General features: G+C 59.9%; 14 protein-coding genes. 6 read left to right on the plus strand and 8 right to left on the minus strand.

The genetic code is table 11. From position 1 onward, the window contains the following. Nucleotides 1–175: 175 nt before the first annotated feature. Together KHP07_RS02795 and KHP07_RS02800 are read right to left on the minus strand one after the other, a co-directional pair. Nucleotides 176–829: a DsbA family oxidoreductase gene (locus KHP07_RS02795; protein ID WP_100491409.1), complete on the minus strand. Its 654-nt coding sequence runs from the start codon at nt 827–829 to the stop codon at nt 176–178. Between the two features lie 55 nt (nt 830–884). Further along, nucleotides 885–1,904 carry an alpha/beta fold hydrolase gene (locus KHP07_RS02800; RefSeq protein WP_078047098.1) on the minus strand — a complete coding sequence of 340 codons (1,020 nt, stop codon included), beginning with the start codon at nt 1,902–1,904 and terminating at the stop codon, nt 885–887. Nucleotides 1,905–2,083: 179 nt separating this feature from the next. On the opposite strand from KHP07_RS02800, the gene KHP07_RS02805 reads away from it, so the two are divergent. Together KHP07_RS02805 and metR are read left to right on the plus strand one after the other, a co-directional pair. Continuing rightward, nucleotides 2,084–7,696, plus strand: a complete 5,613-nt coding sequence (locus KHP07_RS02805) for a dermonecrotic toxin domain-containing protein (RefSeq protein ID WP_250883402.1) — start codon at nt 2,084–2,086, stop codon at nt 7,694–7,696. Between the two features lie 78 nt (nt 7,697–7,774). Then, nucleotides 7,775–8,692 carry a transcriptional regulator MetR gene (gene metR / locus KHP07_RS02810; RefSeq protein WP_078047097.1) on the plus strand — a complete coding sequence of 306 codons (918 nt, stop codon included), beginning with the start codon at nt 7,775–7,777 and terminating at the stop codon, nt 8,690–8,692. A gap of 705 nt (nt 8,693–9,397) precedes the next feature. Here metR and KHP07_RS02815 read toward each other — a convergent pair. From KHP07_RS02815 to KHP07_RS02840, 6 genes are all read right to left on the minus strand, one after another. Continuing rightward, the gene (locus KHP07_RS02815; protein ID WP_214496559.1) at nt 9,398–9,904 is read right to left on the minus strand and encodes a GNAT family N-acetyltransferase; all 507 of its coding nucleotides are present in this window, start codon (nt 9,902–9,904) and stop codon (nt 9,398–9,400) included. Then, nucleotides 9,901–10,308 (minus strand): NUDIX hydrolase, encoded by a 408-nt coding sequence (locus KHP07_RS02820; RefSeq protein WP_214496560.1) that lies wholly within the window; start codon nt 10,306–10,308, stop codon nt 9,901–9,903. The genes KHP07_RS02815 and KHP07_RS02820 overlap by 4 nt, the downstream gene beginning before the upstream one ends. Nucleotides 10,309–10,355: 47 nt before the next feature. Further along, complete coding sequence (nosR, locus tag KHP07_RS02825) at nt 10,356–11,702, minus strand: response regulator c-di-GMP phosphodiesterase, NosR family (RefSeq protein WP_078047094.1); 1,347 nt, start codon at nt 11,700–11,702, stop codon at nt 10,356–10,358. A gap of 167 nt (nt 11,703–11,869) precedes the next feature. Then, nucleotides 11,870–12,142 (minus strand): type B 50S ribosomal protein L31, encoded by a 273-nt coding sequence (locus tag KHP07_RS02830; protein ID WP_078047093.1) that lies wholly within the window; start codon nt 12,140–12,142, stop codon nt 11,870–11,872. Between the two features lie 100 nt (nt 12,143–12,242). Continuing rightward, nucleotides 12,243–13,568: an APC family permease gene (locus KHP07_RS02835; protein WP_099494157.1), complete on the minus strand. Its 1,326-nt coding sequence runs from the start codon at nt 13,566–13,568 to the stop codon at nt 12,243–12,245. 165 nt (nt 13,569–13,733) lie between these two features. Beyond that, the gene (locus KHP07_RS02840) at nt 13,734–14,555 is read right to left on the minus strand and encodes a carbon-nitrogen hydrolase family protein (RefSeq protein ID WP_214496561.1); all 822 of its coding nucleotides are present in this window, start codon (nt 14,553–14,555) and stop codon (nt 13,734–13,736) included. A 93-nt stretch (nt 14,556–14,648) separates the two neighbouring features. On the opposite strand from KHP07_RS02840, the gene KHP07_RS02845 reads away from it, so the two are divergent. The 4 genes from KHP07_RS02845 to KHP07_RS02860 all read left to right on the plus strand — a co-directional run bounded on the left by KHP07_RS02845 (nt 14,649) and on the right by KHP07_RS02860 (nt 18,726). Further along, entirely contained in the window at nt 14,649–15,413 is a 765-nt protein-coding gene (locus KHP07_RS02845; RefSeq protein ID WP_078047090.1) for a helix-turn-helix transcriptional regulator, read from the plus strand. Nucleotides 15,414–15,482: 69 nt separating this feature from the next. Further along, nucleotides 15,483–17,102 (plus strand): FMN-binding glutamate synthase family protein, encoded by a 1,620-nt coding sequence (locus KHP07_RS02850; protein ID WP_078050873.1) that lies wholly within the window; start codon nt 15,483–15,485, stop codon nt 17,100–17,102. 67 nt (nt 17,103–17,169) lie between these two features. Beyond that, nucleotides 17,170–17,466, plus strand: a complete 297-nt coding sequence (locus KHP07_RS02855; protein ID WP_214496562.1) for a cupin domain-containing protein — start codon at nt 17,170–17,172, stop codon at nt 17,464–17,466. A gap of 132 nt (nt 17,467–17,598) precedes the next feature. Next, nucleotides 17,599–18,726: an OpgC family protein gene (locus KHP07_RS02860; protein WP_100491413.1), complete on the plus strand. Its 1,128-nt coding sequence runs from the start codon at nt 17,599–17,601 to the stop codon at nt 18,724–18,726. Nucleotides 18,727–18,756: the final 30 nt, after the last annotated feature.

Below are 18,756 nucleotides of genomic sequence, written 5' to 3' on the forward strand. Positions count from 1 at the left end.
CTAAGGCTTTAGGGGGTCAATGCAAAGGACGGGCCAGCACTTATTTCAAGAACCATTGAATAACACATGTGGGAGGGGGCTTGCCCCCGATGGCGGCGTATCAGTCAAGGATGTCCTAACTGATCCACTGTCATCGGGGGCAAGCCCCCTCCCACATTTTGAACTCCGTTCGGCTTTAGTTTTTCGCGTCGTTGATGATCTGGCGAATGGCACCGACAAAGGCTTCCGCTGGCTGGCCACCGCTGACGGCGTACTGGTCGTTGAACACGATGGTCGGCACTGAGCTCACGCCACGGGAGATCCACAGCTGCTCTTGCTCACGCACTTCGGCGGCGTATTCGTCGGAGGCGAGAATCTCGGCTGCGCGTTTGATATCCAGGCCGACACTTTCGGCGATGATCGCCAGGGTGGCGTGGTCGGACGGGTCCTGCCCATCGGTGAAGTACGCCTTGAACAGCGCTTCCTTGAGGTTGTACTGCAAACCTTCGAGCCCGGCCCAGTGCAGCAGGCGGTGTGCGTCGAAGGTGTTGTAGATGCGGCTCTGGCCATCGGTGCGAAAGGCAAAGCCCAGCTCGGCGCCCATGTCGCGGATGCGCGCACGGTTGGCCTGGGATTCTTCAGCGGTGGAGCCGTATTTCTCGGTGATGTGCTCGACGATGTTCTGACCGATGGCAGGCATGTTCGGGTTCAGTTCGAACGGTTGGAAATGGATCTCGGCCTGCACCTCGGCGCCAAGCTGGTCAAGGGCTTCGGTCAGCCCGCGCAGGCCAATGATGCACCAGGGGCAGGACACGTCGCTGACGAAATCGATTTTCAGGGGAGTACTCATGACAGGCAACCTCGCAGGCGCAAATGGGCCACAAAGGTTGCACGATACACCAATGTCACAGCAGCTTCGAAGGGCCGACCGGATCGATCTGCGCCCAGTGCGCGGCATCTTCGCGATGGGCTTGCAGGTACGGCAGCACTGCCGCCAGCAACGGCGCCTTGAATGCTTCCTGGAAACGATGGGCCAGGCCGGGGATCAGTTTCAACTGGCTGCCTTGTATATGCGCCGCCAGGTGCACGCCGTGCATCACCGGCAGCAGCGGGTCGGCGGTACCGTGCACCACCAGCGTCGGCACGCGCAATTGGTTGAGCAAGGGCACGCGGCTCGGCTCGGCGAGGATCGCCATGATCTGGCGCTTCACGCCGTCCGGGTTGAAGGCCCGGTCGTAGGACAGCGCCGCCTGGTGCAGCAAGGCCTGGCGATCATCCTTCACGTTCGGGCTGCCCAGTGCGGCGAGCAGATCCGCCTGTTGCTCCAGCGCCACTTCACGGTTCGGCGCGCTGCGCCGCGACAGCAATTGCACCAGCGCCGCATTCGGCGCCGGCAGGCCTTCGGCACCGGAACTGGTCATGATCAGCGTGAGGCTCTCGACCCGCTGCGGCGCCATGGCGGCCAGGTGCTGGGCGATCATCCCGCCCATGCTCGCGCCCAGCACGTGGAATTGCTCGATCTGCAAGGCGTCCATCAAACCGATGGCGTCATCGGCCATGTCAGTCAAGGTATAGGGCGCCGCCACGGGCAGGCCAAGCTTGTAGCGCAGCACCTCGAAGGTCAGGTTGGCGCTCGCAGGCGCCTGGCGCCACGTGGACAGGCCGACGTCGCGGTTGTCATAGCGGATCACCCGGAAACCTTGCTGGCACAGGGCGACGACAACTTCGTCGGGCCAGTGGATCAACTGCCCGCCCAGGCCCATCACCAGCAGCAAGGCCGGATCGGACGCACGGCCGATGCTCTGGTAGGCGATGCTCACCTGAGCCAGGTCGACCGTTTGGGTCGGGACATTGACGTCACATCGAGAAGCCGCAAAAGACGGCAGGCCGAACAGTAGAGCGGCCAGTAAAAGCAACACGCGCATGAAAAACACCGAAACGCAGAACCCCAGTAGAGCGCGAGTCTGATGAAGTTTGTTCAAGCGCGCTGCCACACTTGCGTGACAGTTTGATGAAGCCCGCTCAACGGTCGTCCGCTATTTATATCCCACCCTGGGTCATGGCCATCGCTCTCTAATCCTTCTTAAATGAAGGAGCGACCCCCATGACCAACATTCAAGACCTCAACGTGTACGAGTTCGGACTATCACACCTGCTTGTGCCGGCGAGCATTGACGAAAACCTGCTGCTGGACGCCACACAACGCTGGCAACGTTGCTACGAAGACATGCGCGAGTTGATGGCTGGCACGCCATCGGTACGCACAGTGATCAACCAGATGCTCCAAGAACACTTGACGCTGGACGGCGAGCGCGTTGGGCTGAGGTTCCTGGCAACTGAAGCGCGTAGTTCAAGCATCATCTCCCTGTACGAAGCCTGCCTTTACATGCAACAGCATCCCTCTTTGGATACGAGCCAAGTACCCGAGGGCCAACTCATCCACCTACCGGCCAACCACCGTTTTTCAGGCTATACGGTGCCCATGTTGCTCGATGAGCTCAGAGGGTTGGATCTGGAGCAGGCAATCAAGGATGCCTGGACCCGGCACTTTTTAAACAACCGAGCGCCCCGCCAACCGGTTTCATGTCATGCAAGGGCGACCGAACTGTACAAGATCCACTTCGAGGCCTCGGGCGATGTACTGCTGGCCCAAGGCTCGATAAATGCCACGGCGCTCAACCCGATGTTTGCCCTTATTGATCCCCTCCTGGCAGCACCTGGAAGCGACAATATCTGCATCGAACACATCGTGCTAAAGCGCCCCGCTGCCGATGCACGCGTCTTGCCTGGGTCATGGGTGTTTACCCTTGATACCGACCAGCCGGTCAGCCAGTTGCTGTACTTACCCGCACATCAACCGGCGTGGCGCACGTTCGCCAAGCGTACGGACATGGAGCGTTGGTTGATCGATCAGCAACAAGCCTTGTTTTCGACTCCGAACTCCGATCCCCTCGCTACCATTGACTATCGTCTCAAGACCAGGCCGCTGGAAACCGGTATCAGCGACTGGCTGAATCTATTGGCCGAGGCCCAATATCACGAAGCGATCAAGCCCGTCCCCGGTTTCGAAATCGATAATGCCAACATGGCACGACTGCCCATCGAAGCATTTGATAAACAGCGCCAGAGCCAATCACTGTTTGCCCTGGCACCTGAACAGCCGAAACCCACCCCCCTTGAGGAGGAGATGCTCTCGCAGTTCGGCCAGCTCTACCCAAGCCTGCCATTGAGCCAACGCCAGGCCCAAGTGCTGCAACAACGCACCGCCCTGGACGGCCTGCTCGACAAAGATGATGCTGTAACCAACCGCAAAACGCGCTTGCAGCAATTCCAGCAGCAACTCGATGATTTGCGAGTACAACAGGACGCATCAGCCGTCGCAGCACGCCTCATGCTGAAAAGACGCACCCACGATGTGGCAACCCTCAATACCCAATTTACCGCTCTTTACAATGCGCGCGTGGCGGGGCTAAGAATCGAAGCGCAAATTCAGCATGCGTTGAACCAAATCAGCGCCGATGAGCTGAAACTGCTGGAGGTCATCCTTGATTCGCCCGTGGCCGAAGAGCGATTCATTGAAGTAGCGGTCTGTTCGATGAGCCTCTCGGTCACCGAACAGACCAATACCACCAAAAAAATCACTGAGAGCGAGCTCAAAGGACCGCTGGTATTCACTGCCGCAACCGACTTGAAATTACCGTCGACATCCGCCGCCAGTTACTTGGTTTACTGGCCGGGCACTGGCGGGGGCTTGCAACGCTTCGCGTCCCGACAAGCACTGCAAGGAGCCTTGTTCAACATCGCGCCCCAGGACGACCGGCTTGCCTTGGCGCTCAAGGAGCTGACCGACAACCCCTTCGAACACAGCCTCAGACTTCAGCAAGTCAATTTTGAGGAACGTGCGGCGCAGTTGCGCTTGACCTATGCCACCCCGGACGATGCCGACAAACTGGTCGAACGCCTGGAAAAATTACGCGAAGAAACCTTCGAAAAGCTCGTGGTGCCCGAGCACAGCGCCCGCGAAGCGGCGTTTTTGGAAATCGTGGAGCAGAACAACAGCAGCCATCTGGCGGCAAGCATCCCGACCTGGCTGGACAAACAAACCGAGGAACAGCGGGAACTGCTCAGGACTCGGCTCAAGGCTTACATTCCCGCACTCAAACGCTCCCAGGCCTTGCTCGACCAATCTCTGCCCTCACGGGATGAATTCGCCAGGCTTAAGATCGATTCACGCTTGCGCAAAGACTTCTCCATCACCCAGGATTTTACCGTAGAAGTGGACCTGCCTGATTCGACAAGGGATATCCGAGATCCCGTAACCGGCGGCAGCGGAGTGGGCGGAACCCCAATCAAGATAATCACCGCACCCAGCCTGAAACGCAGCAAGATGTCGCTTGATGAACTGGCCGTGAGGAACATCGACAGCAGCATGGGCAAGCGGCTGCACTACATGACCTTGGACGTGACGGCTGACAACACCGCGGAGTTCGACAGGCTCAAGGCGGGTATAGACGCTGCCTACCTGGTCAAGATGGTCCAGGACCTCAACCTGGCCAACGCCTACGAAACGCGAATAGTCCAAGCCTTCAGAGGTACCTCCCAGGAGTCGGCATTCCAATTGAACTACCGCCGTGAATGCCTGGCGGAACCACTGCGCTTGATGCTCCAGACTCAAGGCCAGTTGGCGTTCATGCAAAACCATATCAACGCTGACGAGCGCCTGGTGTGGGACACCGCGATCGACGCCGATACGCAGCAAGCATGGGAGGTCGGCACCCAACGTATTGCCCTGCTGCCGGCAATACTGGTCGATGACAGCGACACTAACCGCTATGGCACAGTCACGCTCTCAGGTATCAGCTTCATTCAGGAAAAAATCTCCGGGATGACGTTACTCTACCTGCCCGATGCGCCGGATGATCGATGCTTGCAGCGCTTCGACAGCCTGGAACTGGCGCGCAGGAAACTGTTTGATCTCTGCAGTATCGACACCATGGCCGAGTACGTGGCAAGCCGTGCCTTGACAGGAGAGCTCCAGTCTCACCTCAACCGCATTGACCAGGCCACGGTCAAACACTATGACGCGATCATCGGTGTCGGCTCCCCCTGGCCAGTCACTACTTCGCTGGCAGCTCATCAATTGGATGCTCACATGGGACGCCTGATCGAGAGCAATCGACAGTACGCTCGCTCCAATGAGGACCTGGCGGATGAGAAATACGCGCTCAAATCAGGTGGTCTGTTCAACGGCATCAAAATCGCGGTGAGTTTTCTTCCACTGATTGGCACCGCGGTTTCCCTCGTCGATGCCACCACTAGCCTTTACGCTGCTGTCGATGCCCTCAGGAAAGGCGACATGCACCACGGCATCGAGCAACTGGCCTCGGTGTTCGAATGCCTGGTGTATGCAGGCATGGACGCGCTGACCTTTGCCGCCGTGCCTGCGGCACGGCCCAACACCGCCAAAACGTTGATGCTGCAGCGCCAACTCAAACACATACTGCGCCCTGACTTCTGGCGCAACCTGAAGTCACGCCAGGCGAAAACCCAGGTTCATCGTTTCGCCGGCTACGAATTCGATCAACTACTCGAGCTCGGCAGCCTGCAAGCGGTGCAAACCGGTCCTTATCGCCACACGCTACGGCATACATCCGGCGAGCATTTCATCGCGGACGGTGGACGTTACTTCAAAGTGAAGTTTGAACCAACAGCCCATGAAATGCGGCTGGTCGCCAAGGGAAAAACCTACTCGCCGGTCATTGCCTTTGACGAAGCGCAGCAATGGAACACTTACTCGGCGCTGCATGGCGGCTATCTCACCGGGTATAGCGGCGGCAGCCGACGAGGACAGGGAACATCGCGTGCGGGTTCGCGCGTGCCAGCCGCTGTGGAGCAGCAGACTCCGCCAGCGGTAGCCACCGTACACACGCAACGCCAGGCAACACTCAACGATCTTGATAGGCTCTCCAAAAAGCTCGGCGCACAAGTTGAAGTGACCAACCGCGATGCGATGAGATTGGACAACGAATTCAGTACCGCCACCACCGCGACAGGCACGACATCGAGGCACCAAGCGACCAAGGCACTGGACCTGCGCTTGACCGAAGACGCAGACCTCGCCAAACAGGTATACGCGTTGAATCAAACAGCCGCCGGGTTCCTAGGCAGTACGTTGCAGCAGACCGTCGCCAAAAGTCAAAACTGGGCGGCCATGATAGTGGGCAATCGTTACGCGCTTCAGGCATTGAACGCCAAGCGACGAATACTTGGCTTGCAGGGGGACTTTACGCAGTTAAAGAACCGCATGAAGGCAATGTCCCCCGACGGCGCTGAATACCTGCACGCTGAAAAAGTGCTCAAGCAATATCGAATTGAAATGCTTGATGAGCTGAAACAGGTAGAAATCATGCTTGGAGAAGTGACTGGCTGGTTGGACCGCATAACTATCCCGTCCATGAGGGCAGAAGTGACCAAGTTTGCATCGCCGTTGCAGATAATTTTCACCGAGCACCGTACGCAGCTGGCAAAGGCCGAAATGTTGTTGGAACTCCTGCGTGCTGAACGCCAACCGGGGAACCCTAGCTGGATCTATCAAGAAAGGGTGTTGGAACTGGCCACCGACAAACTGAAACGCACCATCGCCGCCCACCGGGAACTTCCCACGGCCAACATCAGTAAGGCCCAGCGCAACCAAGTGCTAAGCAACACCCTCGAGGCTTATGAGCTGTTTCACCTCGATCTGACAACCTGGAACGCGATGTCACCCAGCCACTTTGACGCGAACTATGTTTCACAGATGCTGGACTGCCTGACCCAACTCATGGAGCGAGCACGCAAGGGCATAAAAAAAGCCTACACCGCCCCCCAGGCAGAACACACCAAAACGCTCTTTGAAACCGAGGATGGACAGGTTCTGGTGGGCACTGAAAAACCGGCGCAACAGCAATCATCGAGACAATTTATTGTGGAGGACAGCGAGGGCAAACCTGTGGAGGTGTGGGAGCAAATGTCCGGCAGCCAGCGATACCGCTTGAACGCCGAGCTGAGCCAGCCCAAGACTCAGCCCCCGGCGCTGCCTAGCGACCTGCCGACCATGGTGACCGAAGCCCAGGCCCGTTTAGCCGCCGTGGATGCCTTCGAAAACAAAGTCCGCGCTTACCAAACGATGGAACCGATCAACCTTGAGCACATGTTAGTCAGTGAAGCCGAGGCCTTGGAACTTCGAGCCAACCAGCTACAAGGCCTATCCCCCACGCACCCACTAATCGAACAACTGCGCAGTCGGGCAACCCCCCTCAGGCCCGCCGGACAAGCCCTGCGTATCGAGCGTACGCTGGCCAGCAAGAAACCGACCGAAGGCTATCTGGACTACTTGATGGAACACAATCGCGTTGAGATCCGCAAAGTCGGCATTCGCCGCGGGCAGACACAAAAACGCCCCGACGGAGAAACCGACTACTTTCAGGAATATTCCATTCACGACACAGCCAGGCCGCAGGACGCACCAAGCTGGTTCGCCCACTTTCACTACGTGAAGGCCAACTCAGCGTTCGATACCTTTGCCAAAGCGCACCTGAAAATCGCTGCGGAACGGTATCGGGGTCTGCACTGGCAAATGAAGAAGAGCGGCAAGGGTGTGCAATTCGCCGACCTGACTATATGGCGCGGCAATATCGGCAAATACTATGCAAAGAAACACTTCGAAGCCCTGAACTGATTTAAATCACGCAACGGCCAACATGAATAGTTTTCAATGTTTTATCATTAAGCACAAAATTCATTCATGGAGGCCGCCGTGCTGGAAATCCGTCATCTCAAAACCCTGCACGCTTTGCGCGAAGCCGACAGCCTGGTGGAAGCCGCCGAGCGCCTGCACCTGACGCAGTCGGCGCTGTCCCACCAGTTCAAGGAGCTGGAAGAACGCCTGGGCATGCCGCTGTTCGTGCGCAAGACCAAGCCGCTGCGCTTCACCAGCGCCGGCCTGCGCCTGCTGCAACTGGCCGACGCCACCCTGCCGCTGCTGCGCGGTGCGGAACGCGACATCGCCCGGTTGGCCGGCGGCACTGCCGGGCGCCTGCACATGGCGATCGAGTGCCACAGCTGCTTCCAGTGGCTGATGCCGACCATCGACCAGTTCCGCGATGCCTGGCCGGAGGTTGAACTGGACCTGGCCTCCGGCTTTGCCTTCGCGCCGCTCCCAGCCCTGGCCCGCGGCGACCTGGACCTGGTGGTGACCTCCGACCCGCTGGAGTTGCCCGGCATTACCTACGTGCCGTTGTTCACCTACGAAGCCATGCTCGCGGTCGCCAACCAGCACCCGCTGGCGCACAAACCATACGTCGTGCCGGAAGACCTGCTGACCGAAACCCTGATCACCTACCCGGTCGAGCGCGACCGCCTGGACATCTTCACCCGCTTCCTCGAACCCGCCGACGTAGAACCGGCCCAGGTGCGCACCTCGGAACTGACCGTGATGATGATGCAATTGGTGGCCAGCGGCCGTGGCGTGTGCGGCATGCCCCATTGGGCGCTGCACGAATACAGCTCGCGCGGTTACGTGAAAGGCAAGCGCCTGGGTGAGAAAGGCTTGTTTGCAACGCTGTACGCGGGGATTCGCGCAGACATGCTGGATGCGCCGTATATGCGCGACTTCCTGCTGACCGCCAAGGACACCTCATTCTCCACCCTCGATGGGGTCAGCGCGGTACGCTGAACTCTGCGTCGCCTTGTAAACGAAGAGATCGCCTGGGTGTGCCTGAGGTACCGAGGTGCCTGCATCGCCGGCAAGCCAGCGCCTACAGTTAGATCGTGGGGTGACAGTTAGATTGTGGTCGTCTGCCGGGCCGCCTTCGCAGGCGGGCCAGCTCCCACATTTTGATCGTGGGGCAACAGTTAGATAGTGGTCGTCTGCCGGGCCGCCTTCGCAGGCAAGCCAGCTCCCACATTTTGATCGTGGGGCAACAGTTAGATTGTGGTCGTCTGCCGGGCCGCCTTCGCAGGCAAGCCAGCTCCCACATTTTGATCGTGGGGCAACAGTTAGATAGTGGTTGTCTGCCGGGCCGCCTTCGCAGGCAAGCCAGCTCCCACAGTTAGATCGTGGGGTGACAGTTAAATTGTGGTCGTCTGCCGGGCCGCCTTCGCAGGCAAGCCAGCTCCCACATTTTGATCGTGGGGCAACAGTTAGATAGTGGTTGTCTGCCGGGCCGCCTTCGCAGGCGGGCCAGCTCCCACATTTTGATCGTGGGGCAACAGTTAGATAGTGGTCGTCTGCCGGGCCGCCTTCGCAGGCAAGCCAGCTCCCACATTTTGATCGTGGGGCAACAGTTAGATAGGGGTCGTCTGTTAAGCTTCCTCACCACAGGTGCAGCGTTGTGCAGATACCTATGGCTATCGCCGGCAAGCCTGCCACAGTCGGAAATCACTGGTGCTGCAATTCGCGCCACATGTGGATCTTGTCAAAGTAATCGACCCCCACCCGCACCGCCAGCGGCTCCAGGCCGTACTGGATGAACCCACAGCGCTGGTACAACGCAAAGGCGGCATCATTGCCGGCAGTGACCGTCAGTTGAATCACCTTCAGGCGCGGATACTGGCGCGCCTCAGCCAACGCCGCTTCGACCAATTGACGGCCCAGCCCTTGCTGCTGGTAAGCCTGGGTCACGTACATGCCGAACAAAGTCACTTTGTGCCGTGCCTTCTCCCGCGGCTCGAACGCCAAGCCGACAATGCCGGCCAGTTCATCCCCTTCAAAAGCCCCCAGCAACCGGTCCAGTGGGCTGCTCAAGCGCTTCTCCCACCAACTCAAGGGCATCGCGGCACGCTCCGCCACGCTGGAAGTGAACGCCTGGGGATAGGCGCCATACGCCTCCAGCATCAACGCCCGATAAGCCTCGGCGTCGCTGGCCTCCAGCGTGCGGATGCTCATGCCGTCAGCGATGCACGATAAAACGGCAGGATCAGATCCCGCGTCAACGGTGCCAGGACCAGGCCTCCGTCGCCAGCCGAGTCGATCCAGCGCACTTCTTCGATCTCCGCCGCCGGGCTCACCGGCACGTCAATCTGCACTTGGAACAGCTCGGCTTCCACGGTAAAACCCGGCTCATTGACCGCCGGTGCGGAAAACTTGCCAAGGTAGACCGCCGCGCCGGGCTCAATGCGCAGGTTCAGTTCTTCGTGCAGCTCACGGGCCAGCGCGTCGGCAGGTTGCTCACCCGCGTCGATCTTGCCGCCAGGTTGCATGAAGGCTTGCGTGCCGCGCTTGCGCACCAGCAGGGTCTGGCCGTCGCTGCCGATCAGGAGGGCGGCGGCGATGCGGATGGTGGAGGGCATGTACAGTCTTCCTTGAAGGCAAAGATGTAAGGATCACATGAAGTGCCTTAACCGGAAAGCAATGCCTCGTCGGTGTCCTTGATAAACACGCTGTACCGCGCCCCTTCCATGGTCTCAAAGGCAATCAACTTATCCACCAATGGCAGGTTCAACACCTTGCCGGCGTTGAGCAGCAGCATGCCGTTGTCCGCATTGAGATTGCGCGCCAGCACCATGCCCTCCGCCAGTTCCCGGGTGCCGAGCACTTTGACGTTGGGGTCGCCCAACGTCACGTCATTGAGGTAAGTGGCGCAGACCAGCACAAAGTCTTCGACCATCACCGGGTCGTACAGCCGCCCGGCGTATTTGCGGATGTACAGCAGCGCTTCGTCGCTGTTCATCTGCCGCTCCAGGATCAGGCCTTTTTGCAGTTCGATAAAATCCACCGCCAGTTTCAGCAAACGCGAGCCGGCGGGAATCGCTTCACCCTTGAGGTGGTCAGGGAAACCGCTGCCGTCCCAGCGTTCCTGGTGATGGCGGATCAGCCGCGCGGCGTCTTTCATCGGCTCCAGGGTCATCAGCAGCGACTCGCTCTGGGTGGCGTAGGCGCGATAGCGTTCACGGTCGCTGCTGTGCAGCAGGTCCGAGGGCGACGCCATCATGCTGTCGCTCCAGCTCAGCTTGCCGATGTTGTAGAGCGCGGCGGCCATGGTCAGGTCGCGGTTGCTGGCGGAGTCCACGCCATGGGCCACACACCAGGTGCGCACCAGTTCGATGATCTGCCGGTTGGTCTGTTTGGCGCGCGGCAGGCGCAGGTTGGCCAGCAGCGAAAACACTTCGGTGCCGGTGGCGTAGCTGTGCTTGAGCTCTTCGTAGGCCAGATCGAGCATGTCGGCGGTTTGCTGCAGCTCGCTGGTGCGCGCGGCCACGCGTTTTTCCAGGGTGGCGTTGAGCTGCTTGAGTTCGTCGTTCTGCTGCTGGATCAGTTGTTCAAGGCGCAGGCGCTCCAGCTCGGAATGCTGATGCGCCAGGGATTGGCGCAGCGCCAGCAACAATTCTTCATCCTTCCAGGGCTTGCTCAGGTACCGGTAGATTTCACCTTCGTTGATGGCCTTTACGATCAGCGTCAGGTCGGTCTCGCCTGTCAGCAGGATGCGCACGGTGTGGGGGTAATGCTGGTGGACATGCGCGAGCAATGAGGCGCCGTCCATGTCCGGCAGGCGCGCGGCGCTCATCACCAGGTCGACGGGTTGGCTGGCCAGGATGGCCAGGGCATCGGCAGCGCACGTGGCGCTGTGCAGGTCGAAGGGTTCCAGTTGCAGCAGTTGCGTAAGGCGTTGGAGCACGTCGGGGTGGGCGTCGATCAACAGCACCACGGCACGTCTGGCATCGGTAAATGTAACTGACTCTCCCATGGGACACCTCGGATCGTCGGTGTGCATTCCTTAGGGTCCGGTCCTGCCTTCCTGGCTATTACTGAGGAGTTTAGTCGGTTTTTTGCAAAATAATGGCTTTACGATATCAGCGCAAAAAAAAGCCGCTCCAGAAACCGGAGCGGCCTTCGAGGTGAAGCACGTGATAGTCACGCCTCGGCTTTTTTCGGGCTCGAGCCAAACGAAGCGAAACGCTTGTTGAACCCGGCGATCCGGCCTTCGGCCTGGGTCTTGCGCTGTTGGCCGGTGTAGATCGGGTGCGAGGCGCTGGAAACGTCCAACGGGATATACGGGTACGTGTTGCCGTCGCTATGGGTGTGGGTGCGATCGCTGTCGGCGGTGGAGCCGATCAGGAAGAACACGTCGGCGGCGGTGTCATGGAACAGCACGGTGCGGTAGTCGGGATGGATACCAGCTTTCATAAGGCCTCCGGGGCGTCTGGGTGCATTTGATGTGTTATACAGTAACACATCAAATGCACCCAAACGAGAACCGATTGCAATAAGGATAGGCCCACAGCTTCTATGCAGTTTCCTGAAAGTCCATTTCCGGTGGCTGTTGCGAGAATCCGCGCGTCAGCACACCCAGGTAAACCAGGCCGATCGCCAACCACACCAGGCCCAGGTAGATCGCCAGGTGATCGAGGCTGACCATCAACCACAGATCCGCCAGCAGGCCGATGGCCGGGAACACCAGGAACAGGATCAGTTCCCGCACGCCGCGCTGCTTAGCCCCGATCCAGTAGTGAAAGATCACCGAGAGGTTCACCAGGCTGAACGCCAGGAACGCACCGAAGTTGATGAACGAGGTGGAGGTGGTCACGTCCAGCTTCAGCGCCAGCAAGGCCACGACTGCACACAGCAGGATGCTGTTGACCGGCGTGCCGAAACGCGCATGCAAGGTGCCGAAGAACGACTTGGGCAACACGCCGTCGCGGCCCATGGCAAACAACAAGCGCGAACCACTGGCCTGGGCTGAAAGCCCCGAGGCGAACTGGCCGACGATCAGGCCGATCAGGAAGATCGACACAAACAGGTCGCCACCGATGTTGCGCGCAATCTCGTAGGCCGCCGAATCCACATCGGCAAATTCGAACGACGGATGCGCGACCTGCACAAAATACGACACACCGACGAAGATCAGCCCGCCGATCAAGGTGATCAGCATGATCGCCCGGGGAATGGTGCGGCGTGGGTCGCGGGTCTCTTCAGTGAGGGTACTGACCGCGTCAAAGCCCAGGAACGAATAACAGGCAATCGCAGCCCCGCTCATGATCAGTGGCATTTGCATCTGGCCATTGAAGAACGGCGTGATCGTCCACAGCGGCGTGCTCGCATCGCCACCGATGTAGTGGATGCACAACGCGACAAACGCAATCAGCACCAGAAACTGCACCAGCATCAGCAGCGCGTTGATGCCGTTGGCGAGTTTCAGGCCGATGATATTGATCGCCGTGGTGATGCCGATGAACGCCAGCACCCAGACCCACTGCGGCACGGCGGGGAATGCCGAATGCAGGTATGCCGCGCCGATCAACCAGATCGCCATCGGGAGGAACAGGTAGTCGAGCAACACCGCCCAACCGGCGATGAATCCCAACTTGGGGCTGATCGCCTTGCGCACATAGCTGTAGGCGGAACCGGCCACCGGGAAGGCCGAAGCCATGCGCCCGTAGCTCATGGCGGTGAAGAACATCGCCACCAGGGCGGCGAGGTAAGCGGCGGGGACCATGCCGGCGGTGGATTGCGCCAGGATGCCGAAGGTGCCGAGCACAATGATCGGCGTCATATAGGCGATGCCAAACAGCACCACCGACCCTAACGACAGGGTGCGTTGCAAACGAGCCATGAGCGATTCTCCGCTGATTTATTAGATTTATGGCAGAACTGAAGTCGATGAAGCGGATGCACTAATTGTTATGGTGTACGGCGCCCTCTGTAGGCGCCCGGCTTGCCGGCGATCGCAATTTCAAAGCCGCCATCACCGGCAAGCCGGGCGCCTACAGGGGTTGTGTCAGTTTTTCGGGATCAGCAGCTCACGCGTCCCATCGCTGCGCTCGATCACCTCGCCGGGCAGTTTCATGCGCTGGTCGTCGAGGTAGCGGTAGTCCTTGTGCGCCGCCTCCAGTTGGTCGAGATCCAGCTCGACCGTGAATTGCCCTTCGTCACGCCCGGCTTCGAACAGCAACGTACCGAACGGGTCGACCAAGGCGCTGCCACCGGCGAACACCAGGCCGCCGTCGCCCTCTTCCACGCGGTTGACCATCAGCGCGAACACCTGGTTTTCCTGGGCACGCGCCATGATCGCGGTACGGTGCGTGGGGCCGTAAGGGTCCATGTTGCCGTTGGTGACGATCAGCAATTCAGCGCCCGTTTGCGCCAGGGCGCGGGCGGTTTCCGGGAACTCGATGTCGTAGCAGATCAGCAGGCCGACGCGCATACCGTTCCACACACAGGTGGGGTAACGGTCGCCCGGGTTGAACACGCCACGCTCTAATGGCCACAGGTGAGTCTTGCGATAGCGCAAGGCAATGCCTTCGGGGGTGATCAGCAAGGTGGTGTTGTAGAATTGGCCGCCGTCGTTCTCGGCGATACCGATCACCACCGCAATGTTGCACGCGCGAGCCGCCTCGATAACGGCTCTCACGGTGGGGCCATCCAGGGGCTCGGCGATGTCGGCGACGGTTTCAGCCGAGGGAAAGCCCGTCAGGTGGGTTTCCGGGAATACGATCAGTTGCGTATCGTCGGCGCAGGCAACGATTGCCGCCAGGGCGCGCTCAAGGTTGTAAGCTGTGTCGTTATCACGACCGGCCAGTTGGGCGAATTCGACCTTCATGGGTATTCCTTGTTCTTTATCTGTGTCGCAGTATGCGCAGCCAATACCCGCCAGGGAATTACGCGGCCGGGGTAACACGTTAGGGGTAGATCAATGACCATGTCGCTGCAGGACATCGCCTGGCACCGCGCGGTGGGGCAAATGATAGACGCCCTCGACCAGCCCAACTTCTGGACTCAGCTTGTCCGCTTGCTGGACCAATACGTGCCGTTCGACAGTTGGGTGGTGTTGCTATTCAGCAGCGAACACCGCCCCCTGGTGTTCGCCGAATGCCCCGGTGCCGACGGTACGCCAGACCAGCTGTTCCAGGACTACCTCAATGGCCTGTACCTGCTCGACCCCTTCTACATTGCCAGCCGCGAACACTCGCGCACCGGCTTGTTTCGACTGGCGGAAGTCGCGCCGGAGCATTTCGAACTCACCGAGTACTACCAGCGCTACTTCCGCCTTAACGTGGTCGCAGATGAAATCCAATTTAATTGCCATCTGCCGGATGGGCGTACGCTATGCCTGTCGTTGGGTTTGAAGCAGCGTTTCGACCAGGCGCAGATTGCCCTGCTGTCGCTGATTCAACCCTGGGTGCTGAGCCTGCTGCGCCAACGCTTGCCCTATGAACTCAACCAGGTCAGCACCCCGCAGCCGCCGATCCAGAATGATGATTGGGGCGCGCAACTCACCGCCCGCGAGCTGGATGTAGGCCGCTTGATGCTCAGCGGTTGCTCCAGCAAGGAAATCGCTCGTAAGCTGGAAATCTCTGTTGAAACCGTGAAAGTCCATAAGAAACACATCTACAGCAAGCTAGGGATCAAATCCCAGTCGGAGCTGTTCTCGATCTTTCTACAGGCGCAAAACGCCTGATTGAGCCCCGTAGGAGCCCGGCTTGCCGGGCGCCTACAGGCCCTGATGAGTGAAACCAAGGAAAAACGTATGAGTCTGTCCCTGCTGAGTCGTTACGCCTTCTTTGCCGTGTGTGTCATTTTCACCCTCGCCAGCCTCCCCTTTATCGAACATGAATGGCTGTGGCCTATTACCCTCGTCACGGGCGTGCTGAGCCTGATCGGCCTGTTCGACCTGCTGCAAAGCCCCCACGCGGTACGGCGCAACTACCCGATCCTGGGCAATATCCGTTATCTGGTAGAAGCCATCCGCCCGGAAATCCGCCAGTACCTGCTCGAATCCGACAGCGACGCCCTGCCCTTCTCCCGCGCCCAGCGCTCGCTGGTCTACTCACGCGCCAAGAACGAGACGGCGGACAAACCCTTCGGCACCTTGATCGACGTGTACCAGTCGGGCTTCGAATTCATCGGCCACTCCATGCGCCCGGCGCCGCTCAGCGACCCCAGCGCATTCCGCGTGATGGTCGGCGGCCCGCAGTGCACGCAGCCGTACTCAGCATCGGTGTTCAATATCTCGGCGATGAGCTTCGGCTCGCTGAGTGCCAACGCGATTCGTGCGCTGAACCAGGGCGCCAAGCTCGGCAACTTCGCCCATGACACCGGCGAAGGCAGCATCAGCCCCTACCACCGCGAAAACGGCGGCGACCTGACCTGGGAACTGGGCAGCGGCTACTTCGGCTGCCGCACCAGCGACGGCCGCTTCGACCCGGAACGCTTCGCCGCACAGGCGCAGAACCCGCAAGTGCGCATGATCGAAATCAAGATGAGCCAGGGCGCCAAACCAGGCCATGGCGGGATCCTGCCCAAGCACAAGGTGACACAGGAAATCGCCGAGACCCGCGGCATCATGATGGGCGAAGACTGCATCTCGCCGTCACGCCACAGTGCCTTCTCCACGCCCATCGAACTGATGCAGTTCATCGCCCAACTGCGCGAATTGTCCGGCGGCAAACCGGTGGGGTTCAAGTTCTGCCTGGGTCACCCATGGGAATTCATGGGCATCGCCAAGGCCATGCTCGAAACCGGCATCCTCCCGGACTTCATTGTGGTGGACGGCAAGGAAGGCGGCACTGGCGCCGCGCCCGTGGAGTTCACCGACCATATCGGCGTGCCACTGCGCGAAGGCCTGCTGTTCGTGCACAACACCCTGGTGGGCCTGAACCTGCGCGACAAGATCAAGCTAGGCGCCAGCGGCAAGATCGTCAGCGCCTTCGACATCGCCAGCGTGCTGGCCATCGGCGCCGACTGGGCCAACTCGGCGCGCGGCTTTATGTTTGCCATCGGCTGCATTCAATCGCAAAGCTGTCACACCAATAAATGCCCGACCGGCGTTGCCACCCAAGACCCACTGCGCCAACGCGCCCTGGTGGTGCCGGACAAAGCCCAGCGCGTGTTCAACTTCCACCGCAACACCCTCAAGGCCTTGGCAGAAATGCTCGCGGCGGCGGGCCTGGATCACCCCTCGCAGCTGTCGGCCAAGCATCTGGTGCGGCGCATGTCGGCGACCGAGATCAAGTTGTTCTCGCAGTTGCATGTGTTCCTCAAGCCTGGCGAGTTGTTGACCGGCGAGGTGAATGGCGAGTTTTATTCGCGGATGTGGCAGATGGCGCGGGCCGACAGTTTTGAGCCCCATGAAGCCAGCGCCGCGTAACATCAATACCCTAACCCCTATCGCTGAACCGGACCACCGACGGCATCGTTGAAACAAGGAGCTTCACATGCCGTTACTGGACTTCGCCGCCATCGCCGGGCAACTGCCCGACACCTGGAAATCCACGCGCCTGGGCCAGGTCGGCCCGGCGCGGATCAAGGTGTTGCGCATGGACGAACAGGCTCACGAGGAGGAAACCCATGCCTACAACGAAGGGTTGCTGGTGATCGATGGTCAGTTGCGCTTGAGCATCGGCAACAGCGAGATCAGGGTAGGCGCCGGCCAGATGTACCTCGTGGAAGCCGGTATCGCCCATGCGGTACTTGCGGGCAGCCATGGCACGCTGGTCATCATTGATGTCTAGAGACATTCAGTAATACCCAACCTTTGCAATTGCTTACAAATACCGCCAACCTGCGCCCGCCCGACGTGCGGCGTACGACTACACCCGCGCTCGCCTGTCATTACTAAACACTTTGTTCAAGAGCTTGTAGCCATGCCGAACGGACGCGACCCGCGCATCGATTTTTTTCGGGGCCTGGCGTTGATCTTCATATTCTGGGATCACGTCCCCCACAATCCCCTGGGCCAGATCACCTTGCGCAACATCGGTTTCAGCGATGCCGCCGAGGTGTTTGTGTTCCTCGCCGGTTTTGCCGCCGTGTTGGCGTACGGCAAGATCATGCAGCGCGACGGCTACTGGATGGCCTGCCTGAAAATCCTGCGCCGCGCCTGGGTGCTGTACGTGGTGCATATCTTCCTGCTGGCCTTGCTGATGGGCATCGTGTTCTTCGCCAACAGCCATGTGGAAACCCGTGACCTGGTCGAGGAAATGGGCCTGACGCACTTCGTCACCCACCCGCAACAAGCCCTCACCGATGAGTTGCTGCTGCGCTTCAAGCCCAACCTGATGGACCCACTGCCGCTGTACATCGTGTTACTGGCGGGGTTGCCGCTGGTGCTGCCGATGCTGGTACGCAAAGTCGAGGCCGTGGTGGCGGTGTCACTGGCGATCTACCTGCTGGCCCCGTGGATGGGCTGGAACCTGCGGGCGATCAGCGACGGTGTGTGGTACTTCAACCCGGTCACCTGGCAGCTGTTGTTTGTGCTGGGCGGCGCGGCAGCGATCTACAGCCAGCGGCCTAAAACCGCCGAAACCCGGGCCTTGCTGCGTCAGCCACTGTTTGTTGCTTCGGCGGTCTACGTGCTGGTGGCCGGGGTGATCACCCTGTCGTGGCGCTGGCCCGAGATCCACGATGCGTGGATGCCGGCGGCGCTCAGCAACTGGCTGTACCCCATCAGCAAGACCGACCTGTCACCGGTGCGCCTGGTGCATTTCCTCGCGCTGGCATACGTCACCGCCAAGCTGTTGCCGGGTGCCGGCTGGACGCAGAACCGCGTGGCCGGCGAAATCTGCCGCATGGGCCGTTATTCCCTGGAAGTGTTTTGCCTGGGGGTGGTACTGGCGCCCCTGGCGGACATGATCAACGCCATGGCCAACGACGCCGTCGCCATGCAGTTGACCACCGCCGTGATCGGCGCGTTGCTGATGGCCGGCCTCGCAGCCTGGTTGGAGTTGATCAAGCGCCTGGACCGGCAACCCCGCGCCGCGCTACATAGCTAGCGCCCAACGGTAGGGGCCAGATGCTTCCAT

This window comes from Pseudomonas sp. VS40 (assembly GCF_018587885.1).
Taxonomy (GTDB): domain Bacteria; phylum Pseudomonadota; class Gammaproteobacteria; order Pseudomonadales; family Pseudomonadaceae; genus Aquipseudomonas; species Aquipseudomonas pergaminensis.

Bases quoted from the DNA above. Each gene is read 5' to 3' on its own strand.
- KHP07_RS02850 (WP_078050873.1), top strand. From the start codon at position 15,483: ATGAGTCTGTCCCTGCTGAGTCGTTACGCCTTCTTTGCCGTGTGTGTC.
- KHP07_RS02845 (WP_078047090.1), top strand. From the start codon at position 14,649: ATGACCATGTCGCTGCAGGACATCGCCTGGCACCGCGCGGTGGGGCAA.
- KHP07_RS02830 (WP_078047093.1), bottom strand. From the start codon at position 12,142: ATGAAAGCTGGTATCCATCCCGACTACCGCACCGTGCTGTTCCATGAC.
- KHP07_RS02820 (WP_214496560.1), bottom strand. From the start codon at position 10,308: ATGCCCTCCACCATCCGCATCGCCGCCGCCCTCCTGATCGGCAGCGAC.
- KHP07_RS02800 (WP_078047098.1), bottom strand. From the start codon at position 1,904: ATGCGCGTGTTGCTTTTACTGGCCGCTCTACTGTTCGGCCTGCCGTCT.
- nosR (WP_078047094.1), bottom strand. From the start codon at position 11,702: ATGGGAGAGTCAGTTACATTTACCGATGCCAGACGTGCCGTGGTGCTG.
- KHP07_RS02855 (WP_214496562.1), top strand. From the start codon at position 17,170: ATGCCGTTACTGGACTTCGCCGCCATCGCCGGGCAACTGCCCGACACC.
- KHP07_RS02795 (WP_100491409.1), bottom strand. From the start codon at position 829: ATGAGTACTCCCCTGAAAATCGATTTCGTCAGCGACGTGTCCTGCCCC.
- KHP07_RS02860 (WP_100491413.1), top strand. From the start codon at position 17,599: ATGCCGAACGGACGCGACCCGCGCATCGATTTTTTTCGGGGCCTGGCG.
- KHP07_RS02815 (WP_214496559.1), bottom strand. From the start codon at position 9,904: ATGAGCATCCGCACGCTGGAGGCCAGCGACGCCGAGGCTTATCGGGCG.
- KHP07_RS02835 (WP_099494157.1), bottom strand. From the start codon at position 13,568: ATGGCTCGTTTGCAACGCACCCTGTCGTTAGGGTCGGTGGTGCTGTTT.
- KHP07_RS02840 (WP_214496561.1), bottom strand. From the start codon at position 14,555: ATGAAGGTCGAATTCGCCCAACTGGCCGGTCGTGATAACGACACAGCT.
- KHP07_RS02805 (WP_250883402.1), top strand. From the start codon at position 2,084: ATGACCAACATTCAAGACCTCAACGTGTACGAGTTCGGACTATCACAC.